Origin of the sequence: Streptomyces sp. NBC_01233 (genome assembly GCF_035989305.1) — a bacterium.
Classification (GTDB): Bacteria; Actinomycetota; Actinomycetes; order Streptomycetales; family Streptomycetaceae; genus Streptomyces.
The window spans coordinates 5461501-5480715 of sequence record NZ_CP108514.1; the positions used below are offsets into that span (position 1 = coordinate 5461501).

At 71.0% G+C, this 19215-nt stretch carries 14 protein-coding genes and 2 pseudogenes; 7 read left to right on the top strand and 9 right to left on the bottom strand.

The window, feature by feature from the left end:
- The first annotated feature begins 1 nt into the window (after nt 1).
- The gene (locus OG332_RS26050) at nt 2-1618 is read left to right on the top strand and encodes an NADH-quinone oxidoreductase subunit M (protein ID WP_327415752.1); all 1617 of its coding nucleotides are present in this window, start codon (nt 2-4) and stop codon (nt 1616-1618) included.
- A 5-nt stretch (nt 1619-1623) separates the two neighbouring features.
- Nucleotides 1624-3270, top strand: coding sequence for an NADH-quinone oxidoreductase subunit NuoN (nuoN, locus tag OG332_RS26055; RefSeq protein ID WP_442816375.1), 1647 nt, complete (start codon nt 1624-1626; stop codon nt 3268-3270).
- 69 nt (nt 3271-3339) lie between these two features.
- On the opposite strand, the gene OG332_RS47890 is transcribed toward nuoN, so the two are convergent.
- Nucleotides 3340-4203, bottom strand: a complete 864-nt coding sequence (locus tag OG332_RS47890; RefSeq protein WP_442816207.1) for a hypothetical protein — start codon at nt 4201-4203, stop codon at nt 3340-3342.
- Nucleotides 4204-4285: 82 nt separating this feature from the next.
- The gene (gene fahA, locus OG332_RS26065; RefSeq protein WP_327415754.1) at nt 4286-5509 is read right to left on the bottom strand and encodes a fumarylacetoacetase; all 1224 of its coding nucleotides are present in this window, start codon (nt 5507-5509) and stop codon (nt 4286-4288) included.
- Nucleotides 5510-5848: 339 nt separating this feature from the next.
- Between fahA and OG332_RS26070 the strand changes: the two genes are divergently transcribed.
- Complete coding sequence (locus OG332_RS26070) at nt 5849-6667, top strand: HAD family hydrolase (RefSeq protein WP_327415755.1); 819 nt, start codon at nt 5849-5851, stop codon at nt 6665-6667.
- 96 nt (nt 6668-6763) lie between these two features.
- Here the strand turns inward: OG332_RS26070 and OG332_RS26075 are convergent, their stop codons facing one another.
- A complete protein-coding gene (locus OG332_RS26075) occupies nt 6764-8785 on the bottom strand; it encodes a CocE/NonD family hydrolase (protein WP_327415756.1) in 2022 nt (673 codons plus the stop codon).
- Between the two features lie 106 nt (nt 8786-8891).
- Nucleotides 8892-9671 (bottom strand): annotated as a pseudogene (locus OG332_RS26080) (peptide MFS transporter); the annotation flags it as partial.
- Between the two features lie 190 nt (nt 9672-9861).
- Between OG332_RS26080 and OG332_RS26085 the strand changes: the two are divergent.
- The 4 genes from OG332_RS26085 (at nt 9862) to OG332_RS26100 (ending at nt 13029) form a co-directional block, all read left to right on the top strand.
- Nucleotides 9862-10872: a polyprenyl synthetase family protein gene (locus OG332_RS26085; protein WP_327415757.1), complete on the top strand. Its 1011-nt coding sequence runs from the start codon at nt 9862-9864 to the stop codon at nt 10870-10872.
- Nucleotides 10873-11104: 232 nt separating this feature from the next.
- Entirely contained in the window at nt 11105-12307 is a 1203-nt protein-coding gene (locus OG332_RS26090; RefSeq protein ID WP_327415758.1) for a LolA family protein, read from the top strand.
- Nucleotides 12308-12412: 105 nt separating this feature from the next.
- Nucleotides 12413-12616 (top strand): hypothetical protein, encoded by a 204-nt coding sequence (locus tag OG332_RS26095; RefSeq protein WP_327415759.1) that lies wholly within the window; start codon nt 12413-12415, stop codon nt 12614-12616.
- Nucleotides 12613-13029: a hypothetical protein gene (locus OG332_RS26100; RefSeq protein ID WP_327415760.1), complete on the top strand. Its 417-nt coding sequence runs from the start codon at nt 12613-12615 to the stop codon at nt 13027-13029. Before OG332_RS26095 ends, OG332_RS26100 begins: the two co-directional genes overlap by 4 nt.
- A gap of 56 nt (nt 13030-13085) precedes the next feature.
- Here the strand turns inward: OG332_RS26100 and OG332_RS26105 are convergent, their stop codons facing one another.
- From OG332_RS26105 to OG332_RS26125, 5 genes and pseudogenes are all read right to left on the bottom strand, one after another.
- Nucleotides 13086-14402, bottom strand: coding sequence for a M28 family metallopeptidase (locus tag OG332_RS26105; protein ID WP_327415761.1), 1317 nt, complete (start codon nt 14400-14402; stop codon nt 13086-13088).
- Nucleotides 14403-14627: 225 nt separating this feature from the next.
- On the bottom strand, nt 14628-15572 hold the full coding sequence (gene rarD, locus OG332_RS26110) for an EamA family transporter RarD (protein ID WP_327415762.1): 945 nt from the start codon (nt 15570-15572) through the stop codon (nt 14628-14630).
- Between the two features lie 175 nt (nt 15573-15747).
- Nucleotides 15748-15894 (bottom strand): annotated as a pseudogene (locus OG332_RS26115) (KR domain-containing protein); the annotation flags it as partial.
- 205 nt (nt 15895-16099) lie between these two features.
- Nucleotides 16100-17176, bottom strand: a complete 1077-nt coding sequence (locus OG332_RS26120) for a 2-oxoacid:ferredoxin oxidoreductase subunit beta (RefSeq protein WP_327415763.1) — start codon at nt 17174-17176, stop codon at nt 16100-16102.
- Nucleotides 17169-19112, bottom strand: coding sequence for a 2-oxoacid:acceptor oxidoreductase subunit alpha (locus OG332_RS26125; RefSeq protein WP_327415764.1), 1944 nt, complete (start codon nt 19110-19112; stop codon nt 17169-17171). The genes OG332_RS26120 and OG332_RS26125 overlap by 8 nt, the downstream gene beginning before the upstream one ends.
- Nucleotides 19113-19215: the final 103 nt, after the last annotated feature.

Consider the following 19215-nt stretch of genomic DNA (forward strand, 5'->3'; position numbering starts at 1 on the left):
AATGAGTTTCCCGCTTCTGACGGTGACGGCCGCGGTCCCCGCGGTCGGCGCGATCCTGACGGCGGCCGTCCCGGCCGCCCGCAGGACCGCCGCCAAGTGGCTCGCGCTGCTCTTCTCGCTGGCGACCCTGGCCCTGGCCGTGCTCGTCGCGGTCCGCTTCGACCCCGGTGGCGACCGCTACCAGCTCACCGAATCCCGCCCCTGGATCGCCGACTTCGGCGTCCGCTACGAGCTGGGCGTCGACGGGATCGGGGTGGTGCTCATCGGGCTCACCGCGCTGCTGATCCCCTTCGTGATCGCGGCCGGCTGGCACGACGCCGACCCGCTGGCCGAGCCCATGAGTGGCTCCGCCACGTGGCAGCCCTCGCGCTGGCGGCCGACACAGGGCTTCTTCGCCCTGATCCTGCTGGTCGAGGCGATGGTGATCATCTCCTTCGAGGCCACCGACGTCTTCCTCTTCTACATCTTCTTCGAAGCCATGCTCATCCCGATGTACTTCCTCATCGGCGGCTTCGGGGACCGGGCACACTCGGGTTCCGACGAGAACGCGTCCGCGCAGCGCTCGTACGCGGCGGTCAAGTTCCTCCTCTACAACCTGGTCGGCGGCCTGATCATGCTGGCCGCCGTCATCGGTCTCTACGTGGTCGCCGGGAACTTCTCGCTCCAGGAGATCACCGCCGCCCGCGCCGCGGGCACGCTCGACATGGCGACCAACACCGAGCGGCTCCTCTTCCTCGGCTTCTTCTTCGCCTTCGCGGTGAAGGCCCCGCTGTGGCCGCTGCACACCTGGCTGCCGAACGCGATGGGCGAGTCCACCGCCCCGGTCGCCGTCCTGATCACCGCGGTCGTCGACAAGGTCGGCACCTTCGCGATGCTCCGCTTCTGCCTCGGGCTCTTCCCGGACGCCAGCAAGTGGGCCACACCGGTGATCCTGGTCCTGGCCCTGATCAGCATCGTCTACGGCGCGCTGGTCGCGGTCGGCCAGCGGGACATCAAGCGGCTGATCGCCTACGCCTCGATCTCGCACTTCGGCTTCATCATCCTGGGCATCTTCGCGATGACCTCGCAGGGCCAGTCCGGCGCCACCCTCTACATGGTCAACCACGGCCTGTCGACGGCGGCGCTGATGCTGGTGGCCGGCTTCCTGATCTCGCGGCGCGGTTCGCGGCTCATCGCCGACTACGGCGGCGTCCAGAAGGTGGCCCCGGTCCTCGCCGGGACCTTCCTGATCGGCGGCCTGGCCACCCTCTCGCTGCCGGGCCTCGCGCCCTTCGTCAGTGAATTCCTGGTCCTGGTCGGCACGTTCGCCCGGTACCCGGTCGTCGGCATCATCGCCACCATCGGCATCGTGCTCGCCGCGCTGTACACGCTGGTGCTCTACCAGCGCACGATGACCGGCCCCGTGAAGGAGGAGGTCCGCACGATGCCGGACCTGCGCCTGCGCGAGCTGCTGGTGGTCGCCCCGCTGATCGCGCTGCTGATCGGGCTGGGCGTCTACCCGAAGGTGCTCACCGACATCGTCAACCCGGCGGTGGAGCACACCATGTCGGACGTGAAGCAGACGGACCCGAAGCCCGAAGTGGCCGTCGAAGCCAAGAACGGGGAGGCGGCGAAGTGAGCACAGTGACTTCCGCCCACAGCCTGTGGACGCTGGCGGCCGAGGCACCGGCCGACCGGATCCCGGCACCGACCATCGAGTACGCACAGCTCGCGCCCACGCTGATCGTGGTGGGCGCGGCGGTCCTCGGGATCCTCGTGGAGGCCTTCGTGCCCCGCAAGTCCCGTTACTACGTGCAGGTGTTCCTCGCCGTCGCGGCGCTGGCCTCGGCCTTCGCGGCGGTCGTCGGCCTCGCGGCCGGCGGGTACGGCTCGACGAAGGCGCACATCGCCGCGATGGGCGCCATCGCCGTGGACGGCCCGGCGCTGTTCCTGCAGGGCACCATCCTGCTGGCCTCGGTCGTCGCGATCTTCACCTTCGCCGAGCGGCGCCTCGACCCGGCCGCGCACGGCAACCGGGTGGACTCCTTCGCCGCCCAGGCGGCGTCCGTACCGGGCAGCGAGAGCGAGAAGGCCGCAGTCAAGGCGGGCTTCACCACCACCGAGGTCTTCCCGCTGGCCCTGTTCGCGATCGCCGGAATGCTGATCTTCCCGGCGGCCAACGACCTGCTGACGCTCTTCGTCGCGCTGGAGGTCTTCTCCCTCCCGCTGTACCTGCTCTGCGCCGTCGCCCGCCGCCAGCGGCTGATGTCGCAGGAGGCCGCGGTGAAGTACTTCCTGCTGGGCGCCTTCTCCTCCGCCTTCCTCCTCTTCGGCATCGCCCTGCTCTACGGCTACGCGGGCTCGGTCTCGTACGCGGTGATCGCCGACGTGGTCGACGGCACGGTCACGAAGATCGACCCGGCGCTGGCCTCCACCATGGGCAACGACGCGCTGCTGCTGATCGGCGGCGCGCTGATCATGATGGGCCTGCTCTTCAAGGTCGGCGCGGTCCCCTTCCACATGTGGACCCCGGACGTCTACCAGGGCGCCCCGACCCCGGTCACCGGCTTCATGGCGGCGGCGACGAAGGTGGCCGCCTTCGGCGCGCTGCTGCGGCTCCTCTACGTGGTCCTTCCGGGCCTGCGGTGGGACTGGCGGCCGGTGATGTGGGCGGTGGCCATCGTCACGATGCTGGCGGGCGCGGTGATCGCCGTGACCCAGACGGACGTCAAGCGGCTGCTCGCGTACTCCTCGATCGCGCACGCGGGCTTCATCCTGGCCGGTGTGATCGCGACCTCGGCGGAGGGCGTCCAGGCGGTCCTCTTCTACCTGGGGGCGTACTCCTTCGTGACGATCGGCGCCTTCGCCGTGGTCACGCTGGTGCGCGACGCGGGCGGCGAGGCGACGCACCTGTCCAAGTGGGCGGGGCTGGGCCGGCGTTCGCCGCTGACGGCGGCCGTCTTCGCGGTGTTCCTGCTGGCCTTCGCCGGCATTCCGCTGACGTCGGGCTTCACGGGCAAGTTCGCCGTGTTCACGGCGGCGGCCGAGGGCGGCGCGGGAGCGCTGGTCGTGGTCGGTGTCATCTCGTCCGCGATCGCCGCGTTCTTCTACATCCGGGTGATCGTCCTGATGTTCTTCAGCGAGCCGAAGGCCGACGGCCCGACGGTGGCGGTCCCCTCGCCGCTGACGATGACCACCATCGCGGTGGGCGTCGCGGTCACCGTGGTCCTGGGCGTGGCCCCGCAGTACTTCCTGGACCTGGCGGGGCAGGCGAGCACCTTCGTCCGCTGACCCGGTCCGCAGGCACGGCGAAGGGTCCGGCCCCCTGTGAAGGGGGCCGGACCCTTCGCCGTGCCACCCCTAACGGCCGTGCCCGTGTGCGGGCTTCGCCGCGGTGGGGGACTTCGCCGGACAGGCCAGCGCGGGGTTCCAGTTGTGGAAGCGGCCGGCCGGGTTGTCCTTGTACGCCCACATGTGCAGGTCATAGTGCTTGGGCATGCCCGCCCAGTGGCCCGGCATCGGCCCGTCGAAGGGCAGCCCGAACATGCTCGGACGGTCGTCAACCGTCTTCAGGTCCTGGTCCCGGTCGGTGTACATCCACTCCACGGTCTGGAGCTTGCGACGGCCGTTGTGGTCCTTCTCGGTGCTGTAGAGGAGCGCGGTCGGCCGGGCGGGGTCCATCGAGCCCCAGTTGGCCTGCTTGACGTAGTGGTAGCCCATGGAGCCCACCCCGAACGGGTTGGTCATGCACGCCTCGCCGTGCGGAACGTACCCGTCCTTGAGCGCCTCCCGCTCGTCCACGTACTTGGCCGTCACCGCGATGGCCGTCGCCATGTCCTTCATGGCCTTGGCGTCGCGCGGGTCGGGCGCGGGCCCCTCGACCGCGTGGGCCGGAGCCACTGCGGCCAGGCCGAGCGACGCGGCGGCCGCACAGGCGAGGACGGTCTTCAGGCTGCGCACGTACATGGCGGGGGCTCCTCGCGGTGGGGGTACGGGGTACGGGTTCCCGCTTCCATTCGTCCGTCCACCATCCCGGCCCGTCCCGCCCGCCGCACGCGGCGCGCCTCCGAACGGGGCCCCGGCCGGGCCGTGCGGGTACTTCTCGCAGATGACGACCGTGCCGACACCCGGCCGGCGCTCCACCAACTGCTCGCCGCGCAGCAGGTCGGCGAGCTGTCGCGCCTGGTCCGCGCGCAGCCGCCGTTGCGCCACCTGACGGCGCATTCACAAGGCTCTGAGCTGCGGTTTCGGCGGGGTGACGGAAAGATCCGCCACCCCGCCGACTGTGTTTGCCGCCGGCGTCGGACTAGCGCGGTCCCACGATGCGGCCGGTGACCTCGCCGAGGCCGACGCGCGTCCCGTCCGGGCCCGGGGCCCAGGCGGTGAGGGTGACGGTGTCCCCGTCCTCCAGGAAGGTGCGCTTGCCGTCGGCGAGCTCGATCGCGTCCCGGCCGTTCCAGGTCAGCTCCAGCAGCGAGCCGCGCTGGCCGGTCTCGGGGCCGCTGACGGTGCCGGAGCCGTACACGTCGCCGGTGCGCAGGGAGGCGCCGTTGACGGTCATGTGCGCGAGCTGCTGGGCGGCGGTCCAGTACATCGACGCGAACGGCGGCTGCGCCACTTCCTGCCCGTTGATGGAGACGGTGATGTGCAGGTCGAAGCCGCCGGGGCGGTCGAGCCCGGCGTCGTCCAGGTAGGGCAGGAGCGGGAAGTCCCGGGCCGGCGGGGCGACGCGGGCCGCGTCCAGGGCCTCCAGCGGGGTGACCCACGCGGAGACGGAGGTGGCGAAGGACTTGCCGAGGAAGGGGCCCAGCGGCACGTACTCCCAGGCCTGGATGTCGCGCGCGGACCAGTCGTTGAGCAGGAACAGCCCGAAGACGTGGTCCTCGAAGTCGGCCAGCGGCACCGGGCGGCCCAGCTCGGAGGGCGTGCCGACGACGAAGCCGACCTCCGCCTCGATGTCGAGCTTGACGGACGGGCCGAAGACGGGCGCCGGGTCGGCGGGAGCCTTGCGCTGCCCGGAGGGCCGTACGACCTCGGTCCCGGAGACCACGATCGTGCCGGAGCGGCCGTGGTAACCGATGGGCAGGTGCTTCCAGTTGGGCGTCAGCGCGTCGCCGTCCGGGCGGAAGATCCGGCCGACGTTGGTGGCGTGGTGCTCGCTCGCGTAGAAGTCGACGTAGTCGGCGACCTCGTACGGCAGGTGCAGCGTGACCTCGTCGAGCGGCAGCAGGTGCGGCTCGACCGTGACGCGGTGGCCGGGGTCGGTCACCCAGGCGGTCAGCGCGCGGCGCACGTCGCGCCAGGCGGTGCGCCCGGCGGCCAGCAGCGGGTTGAGGGAGGACTGCCCGAGCAGCCCGGCGTACGGGGAACCGAGCGCGGCGGCGGCCGCCCCCGCGTCGAGCACGTGCCCGCCGATCCGCACGCCGATGCGGCGGCGGTCCTCCGCGGAAGTCGAGAAGACGCCGTACGGGAGGTTGTGCGGCCCGAACGGGTCGCCCTCGGGGAGATCGAGGGGGCTCTGCTGGGGCATGGGGTGCTGCCTCGCTTTCGACGCGGTCCGGGGGTGTCCCGGTAGACACGGTGCGGGACACGCTACTCAGGATCCCGCGGGAAAGCGCGGGTACCCGGTCGGAGATGAAACACACCTCGGGACGACGCCCGTGGTCAGGTATCCACAGTTCCGGTCATATCTGATCTTTTGGTGCGTGCTGTCGATCGGGGGCTCTACGGTCGGGGTTGTGCACTTCCCTGCCCCGCCCCTGTCCCGCTTGACGCGGGAGCGGGTCAAAGTGACGGATGGGACGTGGGGGAGGCCGGATTCGGGCTCTATTTGTAGGACTTGTCCAAAGGGGTCCGTATCCTAGGCGCCGTGACTTCCGCCCCGCCTCCGGCCCTTCCCTATGCCTTGATCGCCACAGACCTGGACGGGACTCTGCTGCAAGCCGGGGACACCGTCTCCGCCCGCTCGTACGAGGCGCTCGCGAGGGCGCGCGCGGCCGGCGCCCAGCACATCATCGTCACCGGACGCCCCGTTCCCCAGGTCCGACACGTCCTGGACCGGCTCGGCTATACGGGGCTCGCGGTGTGCGGGCAGGGCGCGCAGGTGTACGACGCAGCGCGCGGGCGCCTGCTGCACTCCGTTTCCATGGACCGGGAGCTGGCCGAGGTGGCCCTCGGCAAGATCGAGGCGGAGATCGGCGAGGTCTACGCCGCGGTCAACCAGGAGGGCTTGGACGCGGAGATGCTGATAGGGCCGGGCTACCGGATGTGGCACCCCCACCTGCCGACGGTCCGCGTCCCGCGGCGCTGCGACCTGTGGTCGGCGCCGATCAACAAGGTGCTGCTCCAGCACCCGGAGCTGGACGACGACGAGCTCACGCGGGTGGCGCGGGCGGTGGTCGGGGACCTCGTGAACGTCACGATGGCGGGGGAGCACACGGTGGAACTCCAGCCGCCGGGCATCGACAAGGCCAGTGGGCTCGCGCGGGCGGCGGAAGCCCTGGGGGCGTCCCCGGCCGGGACGATCGCCTTCGGGGACATGCCGAACGATGTGCCGATGTTCGCGTGGGCCGCGCACGGGGTGGCCATGGCCAACTCCCACCACGAGCTGGTGGCGGTGGCCGACGAGATCACCTTGTCCAACGAGGACGACGGCATCGCGGTGGTCCTGGAGCGCCTGTACGGCTGACCGCCGCCTCCGGGGGCTCCACCCCCGCACCCCGCGCCTCGGATCCTTCAGCCTCGCCGGCGTTTGAGGCGCGGGGTCCGGGGCGGTCGGCCCCGCTCAGCCCGCCGCGCGCGGCAGACGGCGTTCCCACGTGCGGTGGAAGACCACCTCTCCCCCCTCCCGGCACACCACCTCGTTCGACGTGAGGAAGCCGCCTTCGTCGCACGAGATCTCCGACCGGGTCTCCACCCGTGCGTCCCAGCCCAGTTCGGGCCGGTGGAGCCGGATCCGCCACTGCGAGCGGGCCCGCGCGGACAGCGCGTCGGCGTCCTGGATCTCGTACACCTCCTCCGCGTCCTCGCTGAACTCCAGGCCGTCCGGGTACACCCGCGTGCCCCCGTACCGCGGGTCCACCTCCAGCCGCCACGTCCCGCGCGCGACGTCCCGTACGACCAGCCGTTCCGGGCGCGGTTCGTCCAGCGTGGCCGGGAAGGCGACCCCCAGCGGCGGCGCCTGCTCCGGCGGCTCGAAGACGATGCCCCCGTCCACGACGGACGCGGCGGACGCAGCGGACGCGGCCCGCACCGGGAGGGTCAGCGCGCTGCCCGCCGGGTCCAGGGTCCAGCCGGCCTCGGACCCGGCCCGCGGCCAGATCCACGGCCAGTACGCGGAGGACACGGCGAGCCGGATCCGGTGCCCGGGCGGGAAGGCGTGGCCGATGCCGTTCAGCTCGAAGGTGACGTCCTCGTACGAGCCCACCGGCCACGGCACGGCCCGGTCCCGGCCCTGGCGGGCCGACAGGTTCAGGGCGCCCCGCGTGACCAGCGTCGACGTACCGTCCGGGGCGACGTCGCACAGCCGGGCCACCACCTGCCCGTACGGCACGTCGAGCCGCAGCCGCAGGGTCACCGAGGGCCGGCCCAGGATCTCCACCGGCTCCCCGCCCCCCACCGGGAACTCGAAGCAGGCCGACTTCGCGTCCTCCTCCCGCTGGTCGGGCGGCAGGTCGGCCTCGTTGCCGAAGGGGAAGAAGCGTCCGGCGTCCATCCCGGTGTGCTGCGGGGAGGCGACGGCCACCGGCGCGCCCTGGAACACGTACGGGACGGGGATCACGGACGCCGAAGGCCAGGCCTTCTCGCCGACCCAGCGGCCGGGGAGGTCCTCGTACACGGTCGCCGGCGGGTGCGAGTCGCTGATCCAGGCGCGCAGCAGCGGCTCGTCCATCACCCCGTTGTCCGTGCCCCTCAGCCAGTGGTCCCACCAGCGCAGGGTCTCCTGGAGGAAGCCGATCGCCGGTCCGGGCGGCAGCCCGCGGTCCGGGTACTGGTGCGACCAGGGCCCGATCAGGCCGCGCACGCGCCCGGACGGCAGGTGCTCGACGAGCCGCAGCACGGTGTCCCGGTACGGGTCGTGCCAGCCGCCCACCGCGAGCACCGCCGCGCCGATCGCCGTGTAGTCCTCGCAGACGCTGCCGTGGCGCCAGTAGGCGTCGCGGGTCTGGTGCGAGAGCCAGGTGTGGATCAGCGGTTCGACCGCCTCCAGCCGGTCCAGCCACTGCTGCCGCCAGCCGTCGCCGACGAACAGCGGGTCCGGCGGCCGGGAGGCGAAGGCCAGCATGGTCGCCGCCCACGCGTGCATGTCCACGGCCAGCACCGAGCCGCCCATGTAGTGCACGTCGTTGTCGTACCGGTCGTCCGTCGAGCAGACGGTGACGACCGCCTTCAGCGCCTCGGGGGCCAGGGCGGCGATCTGGAGGGAGTTGAAGCCGCCCCAGGAGATCCCGAACATCCCCACCGCCCCTGTGCACCACGGCTGCGCCGCCAGCCACTCCACCACCGCGACCCCGTCGGCCAGCTCGCGGGCGTCGTACTCGTCGCCGGGGCGGCCTCCGCTGCAGCCGTGGCCGCGCACGTCCACCCGTACCGAGGCGTAGCCGTGGCCCGCGTACCAGGGATGGCGCTGCCAGTCGCGCGGCGCGGTCCAGTCGGTGAGCCGGTACGGGAGGTACTCCAGCAGCGCCGGAACCGGCTCGTCCGTCACCGGGCGCCAGATGCGCGCGTACAGCTCCACGCCGTCCGCCATCGGGATCCGGACATCCCCGTGGGTGGTCTCGTACGGGAACGCGGTACGGATGATCATGTGTGAACCACCTCAATGGACCTCAGTGGACGGGGTGCATCGTGCGCCGCAGCCACGGAGCCGGCGCGAACACGGCCAGGCCCACCGCCACCGCGACGGCGCCGTCGAGGACCACGTACGGGCGCAGCCGCCGGTGCTCCCCGCTCGTCACCCGCGGGCTGGCGAACATCACCGCGAAGGAGAGGGTGAGCAGGCCGACGCAGCGGGTCGTCGTCAGCCGGCCGGCGGCCGCCAGAAGGGTGGCGGGCACGGCGAAGGCGAGGCGGCCGCCGACGATCCGCCACACGGCCCTGCGCATCGCGTCGGGCGCCAGGGCGTCCTGCGCGGGGTGCTTGCGTCCGGCCGGGTGGCGGCGGCCGAGCACGTTGATGCCGGTGGAGGAGAGGGCGAAGCCGGCGTCGCGCAGGTCGTCGTCCGTCCGGTGGGGCTTGCCGGCCATGGTGGCCACGCTCGGCCGAGCAGGCCGGTGCCCGCGCTGATCAGGCCGAGCCCCACCCGGGTCATGGCGGCGGACGACACGGCCATCGCGCAGTGCCCGCAGGCGATCAGGATGCCGCCCCGGAGCACGGCCCGGTACGAACCGGGGATGCGGTCGGCGAGCCATCCGCCGGCGACGGAGACGAGCGGGACCATGGTCCCGTAGGCCGCCGAGACGGAGGCCGCGGTGCCCGGGCCCATCCCCAGGCCGCCCCCGGCCACCGTGTCCGCGAAGCAGGGGACGAGGGTCGCCTGCGTGCCGAGGAAGGAGAAGCGCTCCCAGACCTCCAGGCCGGAGCGCGTGGCGAGCCTCCGCGGGGTGGCCGAGGAAGGCGTGGTCGTCGCAGGGCGGCGGCCGGTCGTCCGCCGGATCCGCGGGCTCGCCCGTGTCGGTCGCAGTTCTGGACAAAACGTATGCTCCGGTTGTTTCGGCTTCTCCATAACATACCGGTGCGCATCGGACAGCGCTCGGGTGGTGGCCGGGAAGGCGCTCTCGGTGATCGAAAACAGACCCGATACGCTGGCTTGAGTGATGGCAGCGACACATCGACAATCCATGTGATCGTCAGCGTGATCGTCAGCAGACAGGAGTACCCCTCGTGACCGTCGTCGGGCCGTTCGGACTGAGCGTGCGGGACCAGGCTCTTGAGACCGATGTCCAGGCCGGACTGGCCGCCGTCGAGGCGGGTCTGCTGGAAGCCACCAAGAGCGAAGTCCCCTTCATCACCGAGGCCGCACAGCACCTGGTCCGGGCCGGAGGCAAGCGGTTCCGGCCGCTGCTGGTGATGCTCGCCTCCCGGTTCGGGGATCCGTACGCGCCCGGAATCGTTCCGTCCGCCGTGGTGGTCGAGCTCACGCACCTGGCGACGCTCTACCACGACGACGTCATGGACGAGGCGGACGTGCGCCGCGGCGTCGAGAGCGCCAACGCACGCTGGGGCAACTCGGTCGCCGTACTGACGGGTGACTTCCTCTTCGCCCGCGCCTCGCACATCCTGGCCGACCTCGGGCCCGAGGCCGTACGCATCCAGGCCGAGGCCTTCGAACGGCTGGTGACGGGTCAGATCCTGGAGACGGCCGGTCCGCGCGACGGCCGCGACCCCGTCGCCCACTACCTCGACGTCATCGCCGGCAAGACCGGCTCGCTGATCGCCGTCTCCGGCCGCTTCGGCGCGCTCATGGCCGGCGCCGACGAGTCGGTCGTCGACATCCTCACCCAGTACGGCGAGCGGCTCGGCACCGCCTTCCAGCTCGCCGACGACGTCCTCGACATCGCCTCCGACGCGCACGAGTCCGGCAAGACCCCGGGCACCGACCTGCGCGAGGGCATTCCGACGCTGCCCGTGCTGCGGCTGCGCGAGATGGCCGAACGGGACGGGCGCCCCGAGGACCTGGAACTCGTACGCCTCCTGGACGGCGACCTGACGGACGACGCCCGCCACGCCGAGGTGCTGACCCGGCTGCGGGCGCACCCCGCCCTGGAGCAGGCCCGCCGCGACACCGTCCGGTACGCGGAGGAGGCGCGGGCCGCGCTCGCACCGCTGCCCGAGTGCTTCGCGAAGTCGGCGCTCGAAGAGCTCTGCGACGCCGTGGTGCACCGCGCCGGCTAGTCCCTCGGGCACCCGCAGCACCGGAACGGGCCCTTCCGCCCCCAACGACCCCTACGGGTCCGGGCGGGAGGGCCCTTCCCGTGTCATCCCACGGTCGTACGCACAGTTGCGTCCGGGGGCTGACGCCCCCGAGCCGGTGATTTGGTCAGATGGAGTCATCAACCCCACCAGATCGGGTGAGCGCGGCGACACGGCGGTCGCCGCCGTCGACACAAGAGGGCAGGGCACTGACATGGCAGCGAACACGAAGACTTCTCGCAAGGTCGCCCGGTACGCCGTACCGGTGGCGGTGGCGGGTGTTGCCGCGGCGACCGTGGCGATGGTCCCCGCCTTCGCCAACGCCGGCGGGCCCGACCTGCCGAAGGTGACGGCGCAGCAGCTCATCGAGAAGGTCGCCGCCTCCGACGCACAGCAGCTGTCGGGCACGGCCAAGATCAGCACCGACCTGGGTCTCCCGCAGATCGCGACCGGGCTGCTCGGCGGCGGTGGGGTCGCCGGCGGCTCCGCCAACCCGGAGGACAAGGTCGCGCAGCTGGCGAGCGGCACGCACACCTTCCGCGTCGCGGCAGACGGCCCGGACCGCCAGAAGCTCACGTTCCTGGACGGCAAGGACGAGTACAGCCTCGTCCACAACGGCGACGACGTCTGGGGCTACGACTCCAAGTCGAACGAGGTCTTCCACGAGAAGAACCCGCAGGCGGGCAAGGACGCCGGCAAGGACCACAAGACGGCCGACCGGATGGACGCCTCCCCCCAGAAGATCGCCGAGGAGCTCCTGAAGGCCGCCGGTCCGACCACCGACGTCAGCGTCGGCGACACCGCGCAGGTGGCCGGCCGCGACGCCTACCAGCTGGTGCTCAAGCCCAAGCAGAGCGGCTCCACGGTCGGCTCGGTCCAGATCGCGGTCGACGCCAAGAACGGCGTGCCGCTGCGCGTGCAGCTGCTCTCCGCCCAGGGCGGCAAGCCGATCGTGGACGCCGGCTTCACCAAGGTGGACTTCGCCAAGCCGGCCGCCGACACCTTCACCTTCACCGCGCCCAAGGGCGCCAAGGTGACCGAGGGAGTGGACGGCTCGGGCAAGGGGGACAAGGACCAGTCCTTCAAGGCGCTGGAGTCCTTCCCGGGCCTGGACGGGCTGCTGGGCGGTCCGAACGGCCAGGGCGACGTGAAGGTGCTCGGCGAGGGCTGGGCGACCATCGCGCGGATCGATTCGGGCGCCGGCAAGGGCCTGAAGGAGCTGGAGAACGACAAGAACGCCCCCAAGGAGGCCAAGCAGTTCCTCGACTCCCTCGGGGACAAGGTCACCGGGAAGTTCGGTGAGGGCCGGGTCCTGTCGACCCGCCTGGTCAACGCCCTGGTCACCGACGACGGCAAGGTCTACGTCGGCGCGGTCACCAAGGACGCGCTGGTGAAGGCGGCCGACGCCAACAAGTAGTCACCCCGCACGAGAGCGCCGCAAGGGTGGGCCGGGACTGTGTCCCTGCCCACCCTTGCGGCATTCCGGCTGTCCGTACAGCACACGCGCTGTACGGTGTTGGACATGTCGAGACACGTCACCATCCGCCTGGACGAGGACTTCCACGAACGCCTGAAGGCGCGTGCGGCGGCCCTGGGGACGACGGTGACCGCGCTGATCACCGAGGTCACCGAGCGCGAACTCGACGAGGACCGGAAGAGCTTCCTGTCCGGCATAGAGGAGTTCGCCGACCACTGGGGCTACTTCCAGGAGCGGTTCGGGAATTGAAGATCACCATGGAGTGGGCCTGGACCGCTCTGGCCCACCATCTTCCGTCCGATCCCGCCGTGTGGGATCCCTCCGGGGTGGCCGCCGCGGTCGCCCGCCACCAGAACGACCTCGTTCTGGTGCCCGAACAGCCCGCCCCGGACACCGCGTGGCGGGCCGCCGCGTTTCTGCACACCCTCGCGGTGTGCCCGGCGCTGGAATCCCCGATGAACGAGTTCTACGCGGCCGCCGCGACCCGCTCGTACCTGCGCGTGGCCGGGGCCCGGCAGCTGCCCTCGCCGGAGGAGCTCGGCGATCTCGTGGAGGCGGCGAAGCTGGGCCGCGCGGACATCGCGGCCGTCGCCGAGGAGCTGCGCGCCCGGATCCAGGAACCGCTGCCCGCCTCGCTGCGGGGCCGCGCCGAGGACGCGTAGCTCCGGCGCGATCCGACCGGATCGCGCCGGAGCCCTGGGGCCTCGACCGGCAAGCGCTAGAAGGTGATCTTCCAGCTGTTGATGTAGCCGATGTCCTGCGCGGCGGCGTCCTTGACCCGGAGGTTCCAGACCCCGTTCGCCACATCGCTGGAGGCGTTGACGGTGTACGACTGAACGAGGTTGTCGGCGCTGCCGCCGGAGCGGTTGTGCAGGTTGTAGACCGTGCCGTCCGGGGCGACCAGGTCGACCACCAGGTCACCGCGGTACGTGTGGACGATGTTCACGTCCACCTTGGTGGTGGCCGGGGCGTTGCCCGCGACACCCGAGACGGTGATCGGCGAGTTGACCGCGGCGGCGGGGGAGTCGGGGATGTTCACGTCCGTCGTGCTCTCGAAGGACTGGCCAGGCGGGACCGGGGTGGCCGCCCCGAGGTTCCAGATCGCGTAGGCGACGGCGTCGGCATTGCGGTCCAGGGCGGTGTCGTTGATGTTCGCCGTGTTGTCGCAGGAGGAGTGGTAGCAGCGGTCGAAGGCCTGACCGGCCGTGCCGCCCCACTTCTGGGCCTGCGCCGATGACTTCGTGTTGCTGGCGCCGGTGAACAGGCCGCCGACCGGTATGCCCACGTTCTTGAACGAGGCGTGGTCGGAGCGGCCGTCGCCCTCGGTCTCGATCTCGGTGGGCACGCCGAGGCCCGCGTAGTAGTTCTTGAAGGTCTGCTCGATGGTCGGGTCGTCGTCGTAGACGAAGTAGCCCGGGTTCGGGGACCCGATCATGTCGAAGTTCAGGTAGCCGGAGAACTTCGCGCGTTCGGCGGTCGGCAGGTTGTTGACGTAGTACTTCGAGCCGACCAGACCCAGCTCCTCCGCACCCCACCAGCCGAAGCGCAGGTGCTTGGTGGGCTGGAGCCCGGCCCGCGAGACCGCGAGGGCCGTCTCCAGGACGGCCGCACTGCCCGAGCCGTTGTCGTTGATGCCCGCGCCCGAGGTCACGGAGTCGAGGTGCGCTCCCGCCATCAGCACGGAGTTGGGGTCGCCGCCCGGCCAGTCGGCGATCAGGTTGTAGCCGGTGGCGCCGCTGGAGGTGAAGGTCTGCAGCGTGGTCGTGAAGCCGGCCGCGTCGAGCTTGGCCTTCACGTAGTCGATCGAGGCCTTGTAGCCGGCCCTGCCGTGGGCACGGTTGCCGCCGTTGTTCGCGGCGATCGTGGAGAGCTGCGACAGGTGGGCCTTGACGTTGGCCAGCGGGATGTCGGGCGGGGTGGGCGCCGCGGTGACCGCCGTGGGGGCGGCGAGAGCGGCGGGGGCGGTGGAGGCGATCAGGCCCGCGACCGCGAAGGCGGTCACGGCAGCAAGGCGCCGGGAGACGGACAGGCTCATGTGGGGGCTCCGGGATTCCGCGGGGATATGACGGAACGAGCGGGATAGAGCAGGTGAGCGTTAGTGCGTCAGTGCGAGCCTGATGTTCAGCGAGAGTATGACTGTCCGTCAAGACCATAATTCGGTCAGGGCAGTTCGGAAAACGGACGATCCCCGGTACAGGTGCCCTGTACCGGGGATCGTGGGTGTGGAGCGTTTGCTGGTGTGTGCCTGCCGGCAGGCCCGTTACGCCGGCTCGCGGGCCGGTGCCGGCAGGGCGGCCGGGGCCGTCTCGAGGGCCGCCCTGGACCGCCGTGCCGTGCGCAGCGCGTCCCAGGTCAGGAGGGCGAGCGCGGTCCACACCAGGGAGAAGCCGGCCCAGCGCTCGGGCGGCATGGCCTCGTGGAAGTACAGGACGCCCAGCCCGAACTGGAAGACGGGGGCCATGTACTGGAGCAGCCCGAGGGTGGACAGCGGGACGCGGATGGCGGCCGCCCCGAAGAGCACCAGCGGGATCGCGGTGACCAGCCCGGTCGCGGCCAGCAGGAGCGCGTGCCCGACGCCCTGCGAGGTGAAGCTGGACTGGCCCTGCCAGCCCAGCCACAGCAGGTAGCCCAGGGCCGGCAGGAACAGCATGGCCGTCTCGGCGGCCAGCGACTCCAGCCCGCCCATGTTGAGCTTCTTCTTGATCAGCCCGTACGTCGCGAAGGAGCAGGCCAGGACCAGTGAGATCCACGGCGGCCGCCCGTAGCCGATGGCGAGCACGAGGACGGCGACGAAGCTGATGCCGACCGCCACCCACTGCACGCGGCGCAGCCGCTCGCCCAGGACGAGCACGCCCATCGCGATGCTGACCAGCGGGTTGATGAAGTAGCCGAGGCTCGATTCGACGACGTGGCCGTTGTTGACCGACCAGATGTACAGGCCCCAGTTCACGCTGATCACCGATGCGGCCAGCGCGGTCAGGCCGAGCTTGCGCGGCTGGCGCAGCAGCTCCCGGATCCAGCCCCAGCGGCGCACCGCGAGCAGCGCCAGCCCGACCACGGCCAGGGACCACGTCATGCGGTGGGCGAGGATCTCGACGGCCCCCGCAGGCATCAGGAGCGGCCAGAAGAGGGGCACCAGACCCCACAGCCCGTATGCGCCGAATCCGTAGAGCAAACCCGTGCGCTGCTCGTTCTCCGCCTTCACGGGGCCTCCTGTGCGACTTCCAGCCAACTTCACGACCGTAGCGCCGCGCGGCACGGATGTCATGCCCGTTATTGCGAGATACTCATGACATCTTCCTGGGCTTGCGTGGACGGGCCCGTGCTGCGCCCGCCCCGTGTCCGCGCCTGCCGCCGCCCCCCCGAGGGCCGGTCCCGGGTCAGGCCAGTGCGGCGCGGATCGCCTCGGCCACCGGGGTCGTCGGCCGCCCGATCAGCCGGGCCAGGTCACCGCTGGTGCCCGCCAGCCGGCCGCGTGCGATCGCCGCGTCCGCGTCGACGAGGATCGCGGCGAAAGGCTTTCCGAGGGATTGCGTACGGGGCGGGGCGGGGCGGGGCGGACACGCACGAAGCCCGGATCTCTGGGGAGATCCGGGCTTCGTGCGGCTTCGTGCGGCTTCGTGCGGCTTCGTGCGGCTTCGTGCGGCTTCGTGCGGCTTCGTGCGGCTTCGTGCGGCTTCGTGCGGCTTCGTGCGGCTTCGTGCGGCCGTGTCCGCGTCCGCGTCGTGCGGGTCAGCCGACGACGGTCCAGGTGTCGTTGCCGCTCAGCAGCGCACCGAGGTCGCCCTTGCCGCTGCGGTCGATCGCGGTGTCGAGCTGGTCGGCCATGAGGGTGTCGTACACGGGCCGCTCGACGCTGCGGAACACCCCGATCGGGGTGTGGTGCAAGGTGTCGGGGTCGGCCAGGCGGGAGAGCGCGAACGCCGTGGTGGCGCTGGCGGTCTTCGCGTCGTGGACCAGGATCTGCGACTCGTTGGCCGGGGTGACGTCGACGACCTCCAGGTCGCCGGTGGCCGGGTTGCGCACGACGCCCTTCGCGCCGTCCGCGCCGAAGCGGATCGGCCGGCCCTCCTCCAGCCGGATCACGGCCTCCAGTGCCTGGTCCTTGTCCTTGAGGACCTCGAAGGCGCCGTCGTTGAAGATGTTGCAGTTCTGGTAGATCTCGACGAGCGCCGTGCCCTGGTGGTCGGCCGCCGCGCGCAGCACCTCGGTGAGGTGCTTGCGGTCGGAGTCGACGGTACGGGCGACGAAGGAGGCCTCGGCGCCGATCGCCAGCGACACCGGGTTGAAGGGCGAGTCCAGCGAGCCCATCGGCGTGGACTTGGTGATCTTGCCGACCTCGGAGGTGGGGGAGTACTGCCCCTTGGTCAGCCCGTAGATCCGGTTGTTGAACAGCAGGATCTTGAGGTTGACGTTGCGGCGCAGGGCGTGGATCAGGTGGTTGCCGCCGATGGAGAGCGCGTCGCCGTCGCCCGTCACGACCCATACGGACAGGTCGCGGCGGGAGGTGGCGAGGCCGGTGGCGATGGCGGGCGCACGGCCGTGGATGGAGTGCATTCCGTACGTGTTCATGTAGTACGGGAAGCGGGAGGAGCAGCCGATGCCGGAGACGAAGACGATGTTCTCCTTCGCCAGCCCCAGTTCGGGCATGAAGCCCTGAACGGCGGCGAGCACGGCGTAGTCGCCGCAGCCCGGGCACCAGCGGACCTCCTGGTCCGACTTGAAGTCCTTCATCGACTGCTTGGACTCGGACTTGGGCACCAGCGAAAGCAGTGTGCGGGACCCTTCGGTCACGGTCACCTCAGTCATTGATGGCCTCCTCGAGAACCTTGGCGAGCTGCTCCGCCTTGAACGGCATTCCGTTGACCTGGGTGTACGACTGGGCGTCGACCAGGTATTTCGCCCGGATCAGGGTGGCGAGCTGCCCGAGGTTCATCTCCGGCACCACTACCTTCTCGTAACGCTCCAGGACCTCGCCGAGATTCCTGGGGAACGGGTTCAGGTGGCGCAGGTGGGCCTGGGCGATGGGGAGTCCGGCGTTCCGCAGCCGGCGGACGGCCGCGGTGATGGGGCCGTAGGTGGAACCCCAGCCGAGGACCAGGGTGGTGGCTCCGTCCGGGTCGTCGACGTCCAGGTCCGGTACCCGGATCCCGTCGATCTTGGCCTGGCGGGTGCGGACCATGAGGTCGTGGTTGGCGGGGTCGTAGGAGATGTTGCCGGTGCCGTCCTGCTTCTCGATGCCGCCGATGCGGTGTTCGAGGCCGGGCGTGCCGGGGACGGCCCAGGGCCGGGCGAGCGTCTCCGGGTCCCGCTTGTACGGCCAGAAGACCTCGGTGCCGTCGGCCAGGGTGTGGTTCGCGCCGGTGGCGAACTTGACCTTCAGGTCGGGCAGGTCCGTGATCTCCGGGATCCGCCAGGGCTCGGACCCGTTGGCGAGGTAGCCGTCGGAGAGCAGGAAGACCGGAGTCCGGTAGGCGAGCGCGATCCGGGCCGCGTCGAGGGCGGCGTCGAAGCAGTCCGCGGGGGTCCGCGGGGCCACGATCGGCACGGGCGCCTCGCCGTTGCGGCCGAACATGGCCTGGAGGAGGTCCGCCTGCTCCGTCTTCGTCGGCAGGCCGGTGGAGGGGCCGCCGCGCTGGATGTCCACGATCAGCAGCGGCAGTTCGAGCGACACCGCGAGACCGATCGTCTCCGACTTGAGCGCCACACCGGGCCCGGAGGTGGTGGTCACCCCGAGCGCCCCGCCGAAGGCCGCGCCGAGGGCCGCGCCGATGCCGGCGATCTCGTCCTCGGCCTGGAAGGTCCGCACGCCGAAGTTCTTGTGCTTCGAGAGCTCGTGCAGGATGTCCGAGGCCGGGGTGATCGGGTAGGAGCCCAGGTAGAGGGGCAGGTCGGCCTGCTGGCTCGCGGCGATGAGGCCGTAGGAGAGGGCCAGGTTCCCCGAGATGTTGCGGTAGGTGCCGGTGGGGAAGGCGCGGGTGGCGGGGGCGACCTCGTAGGAGACCGCGAAGTCCTCCGTCGTCTCGCCGAAGTTCCAGCCGGCCCGGAAGGCGACGATGTTCGCCTCGGCGATCTCCGGCTTCTTCGCGAACTTCTGCCGCAGGAACTTCTCGGTGCCCTCGGTGGGCCGGTGGTACATCCACGACAGCAGGCCCAGCGCGAACATGTTCTTGCTGCGCTCGGCCTCCTTGCGGGAGAGCCCGAAGTCCTTCAGCGCCTCGACCGTCAGGGTGGTCAGTGGTACCGGGTGGAGGTTGTACGCGTCCAGGGAGCCGTCTTCCAGCGGCGAGGTCTCGTAGCCGACCTTGGCCATCGGGCGCTTGGTGAACTCATCCGTGTTGATGATGACGTCCGCGCCGCGCGGCACGTCCGCGATGTTCGCCTTCAGCGCCGCCGGATTCATCGCCACCAGCACGTTCGGGGCGTCGCCCGGCGTGAGGATGTCGTGGTCGGCGAAGTGGAGCTGGAAGGAGGAGACGCCCGGGAGGGTTCCGGCGGGGGCGCGGATCTCGGCGGGGAAGTTCGGCAGCGTCGACAGGTCGTTCCCGAACGACGCCGTCTCCGAGGTGAACCGGTCACCGGTGAGCTGCATACCGTCACCGGAGTCACCCGCGAACCGGATGATCACACGATCGAGACGGCGCACTTCCTTGCTGCCGGGGCTCGCCGGGATGCGTTGTCCACCGACTACCGCACCCCCAGCCCCGTCGGCCTGCTCGGCTGGGCTGCTGACCTGGCTGGTCACTGAACTGGACCTCCTTCGAGGCGTGAGCACCCCCAGACCCACCCTACGTCGGTAGGGATCAGGCTCCCCGGAGGCGACCACATTCTGGACCGTAGGACCGCCC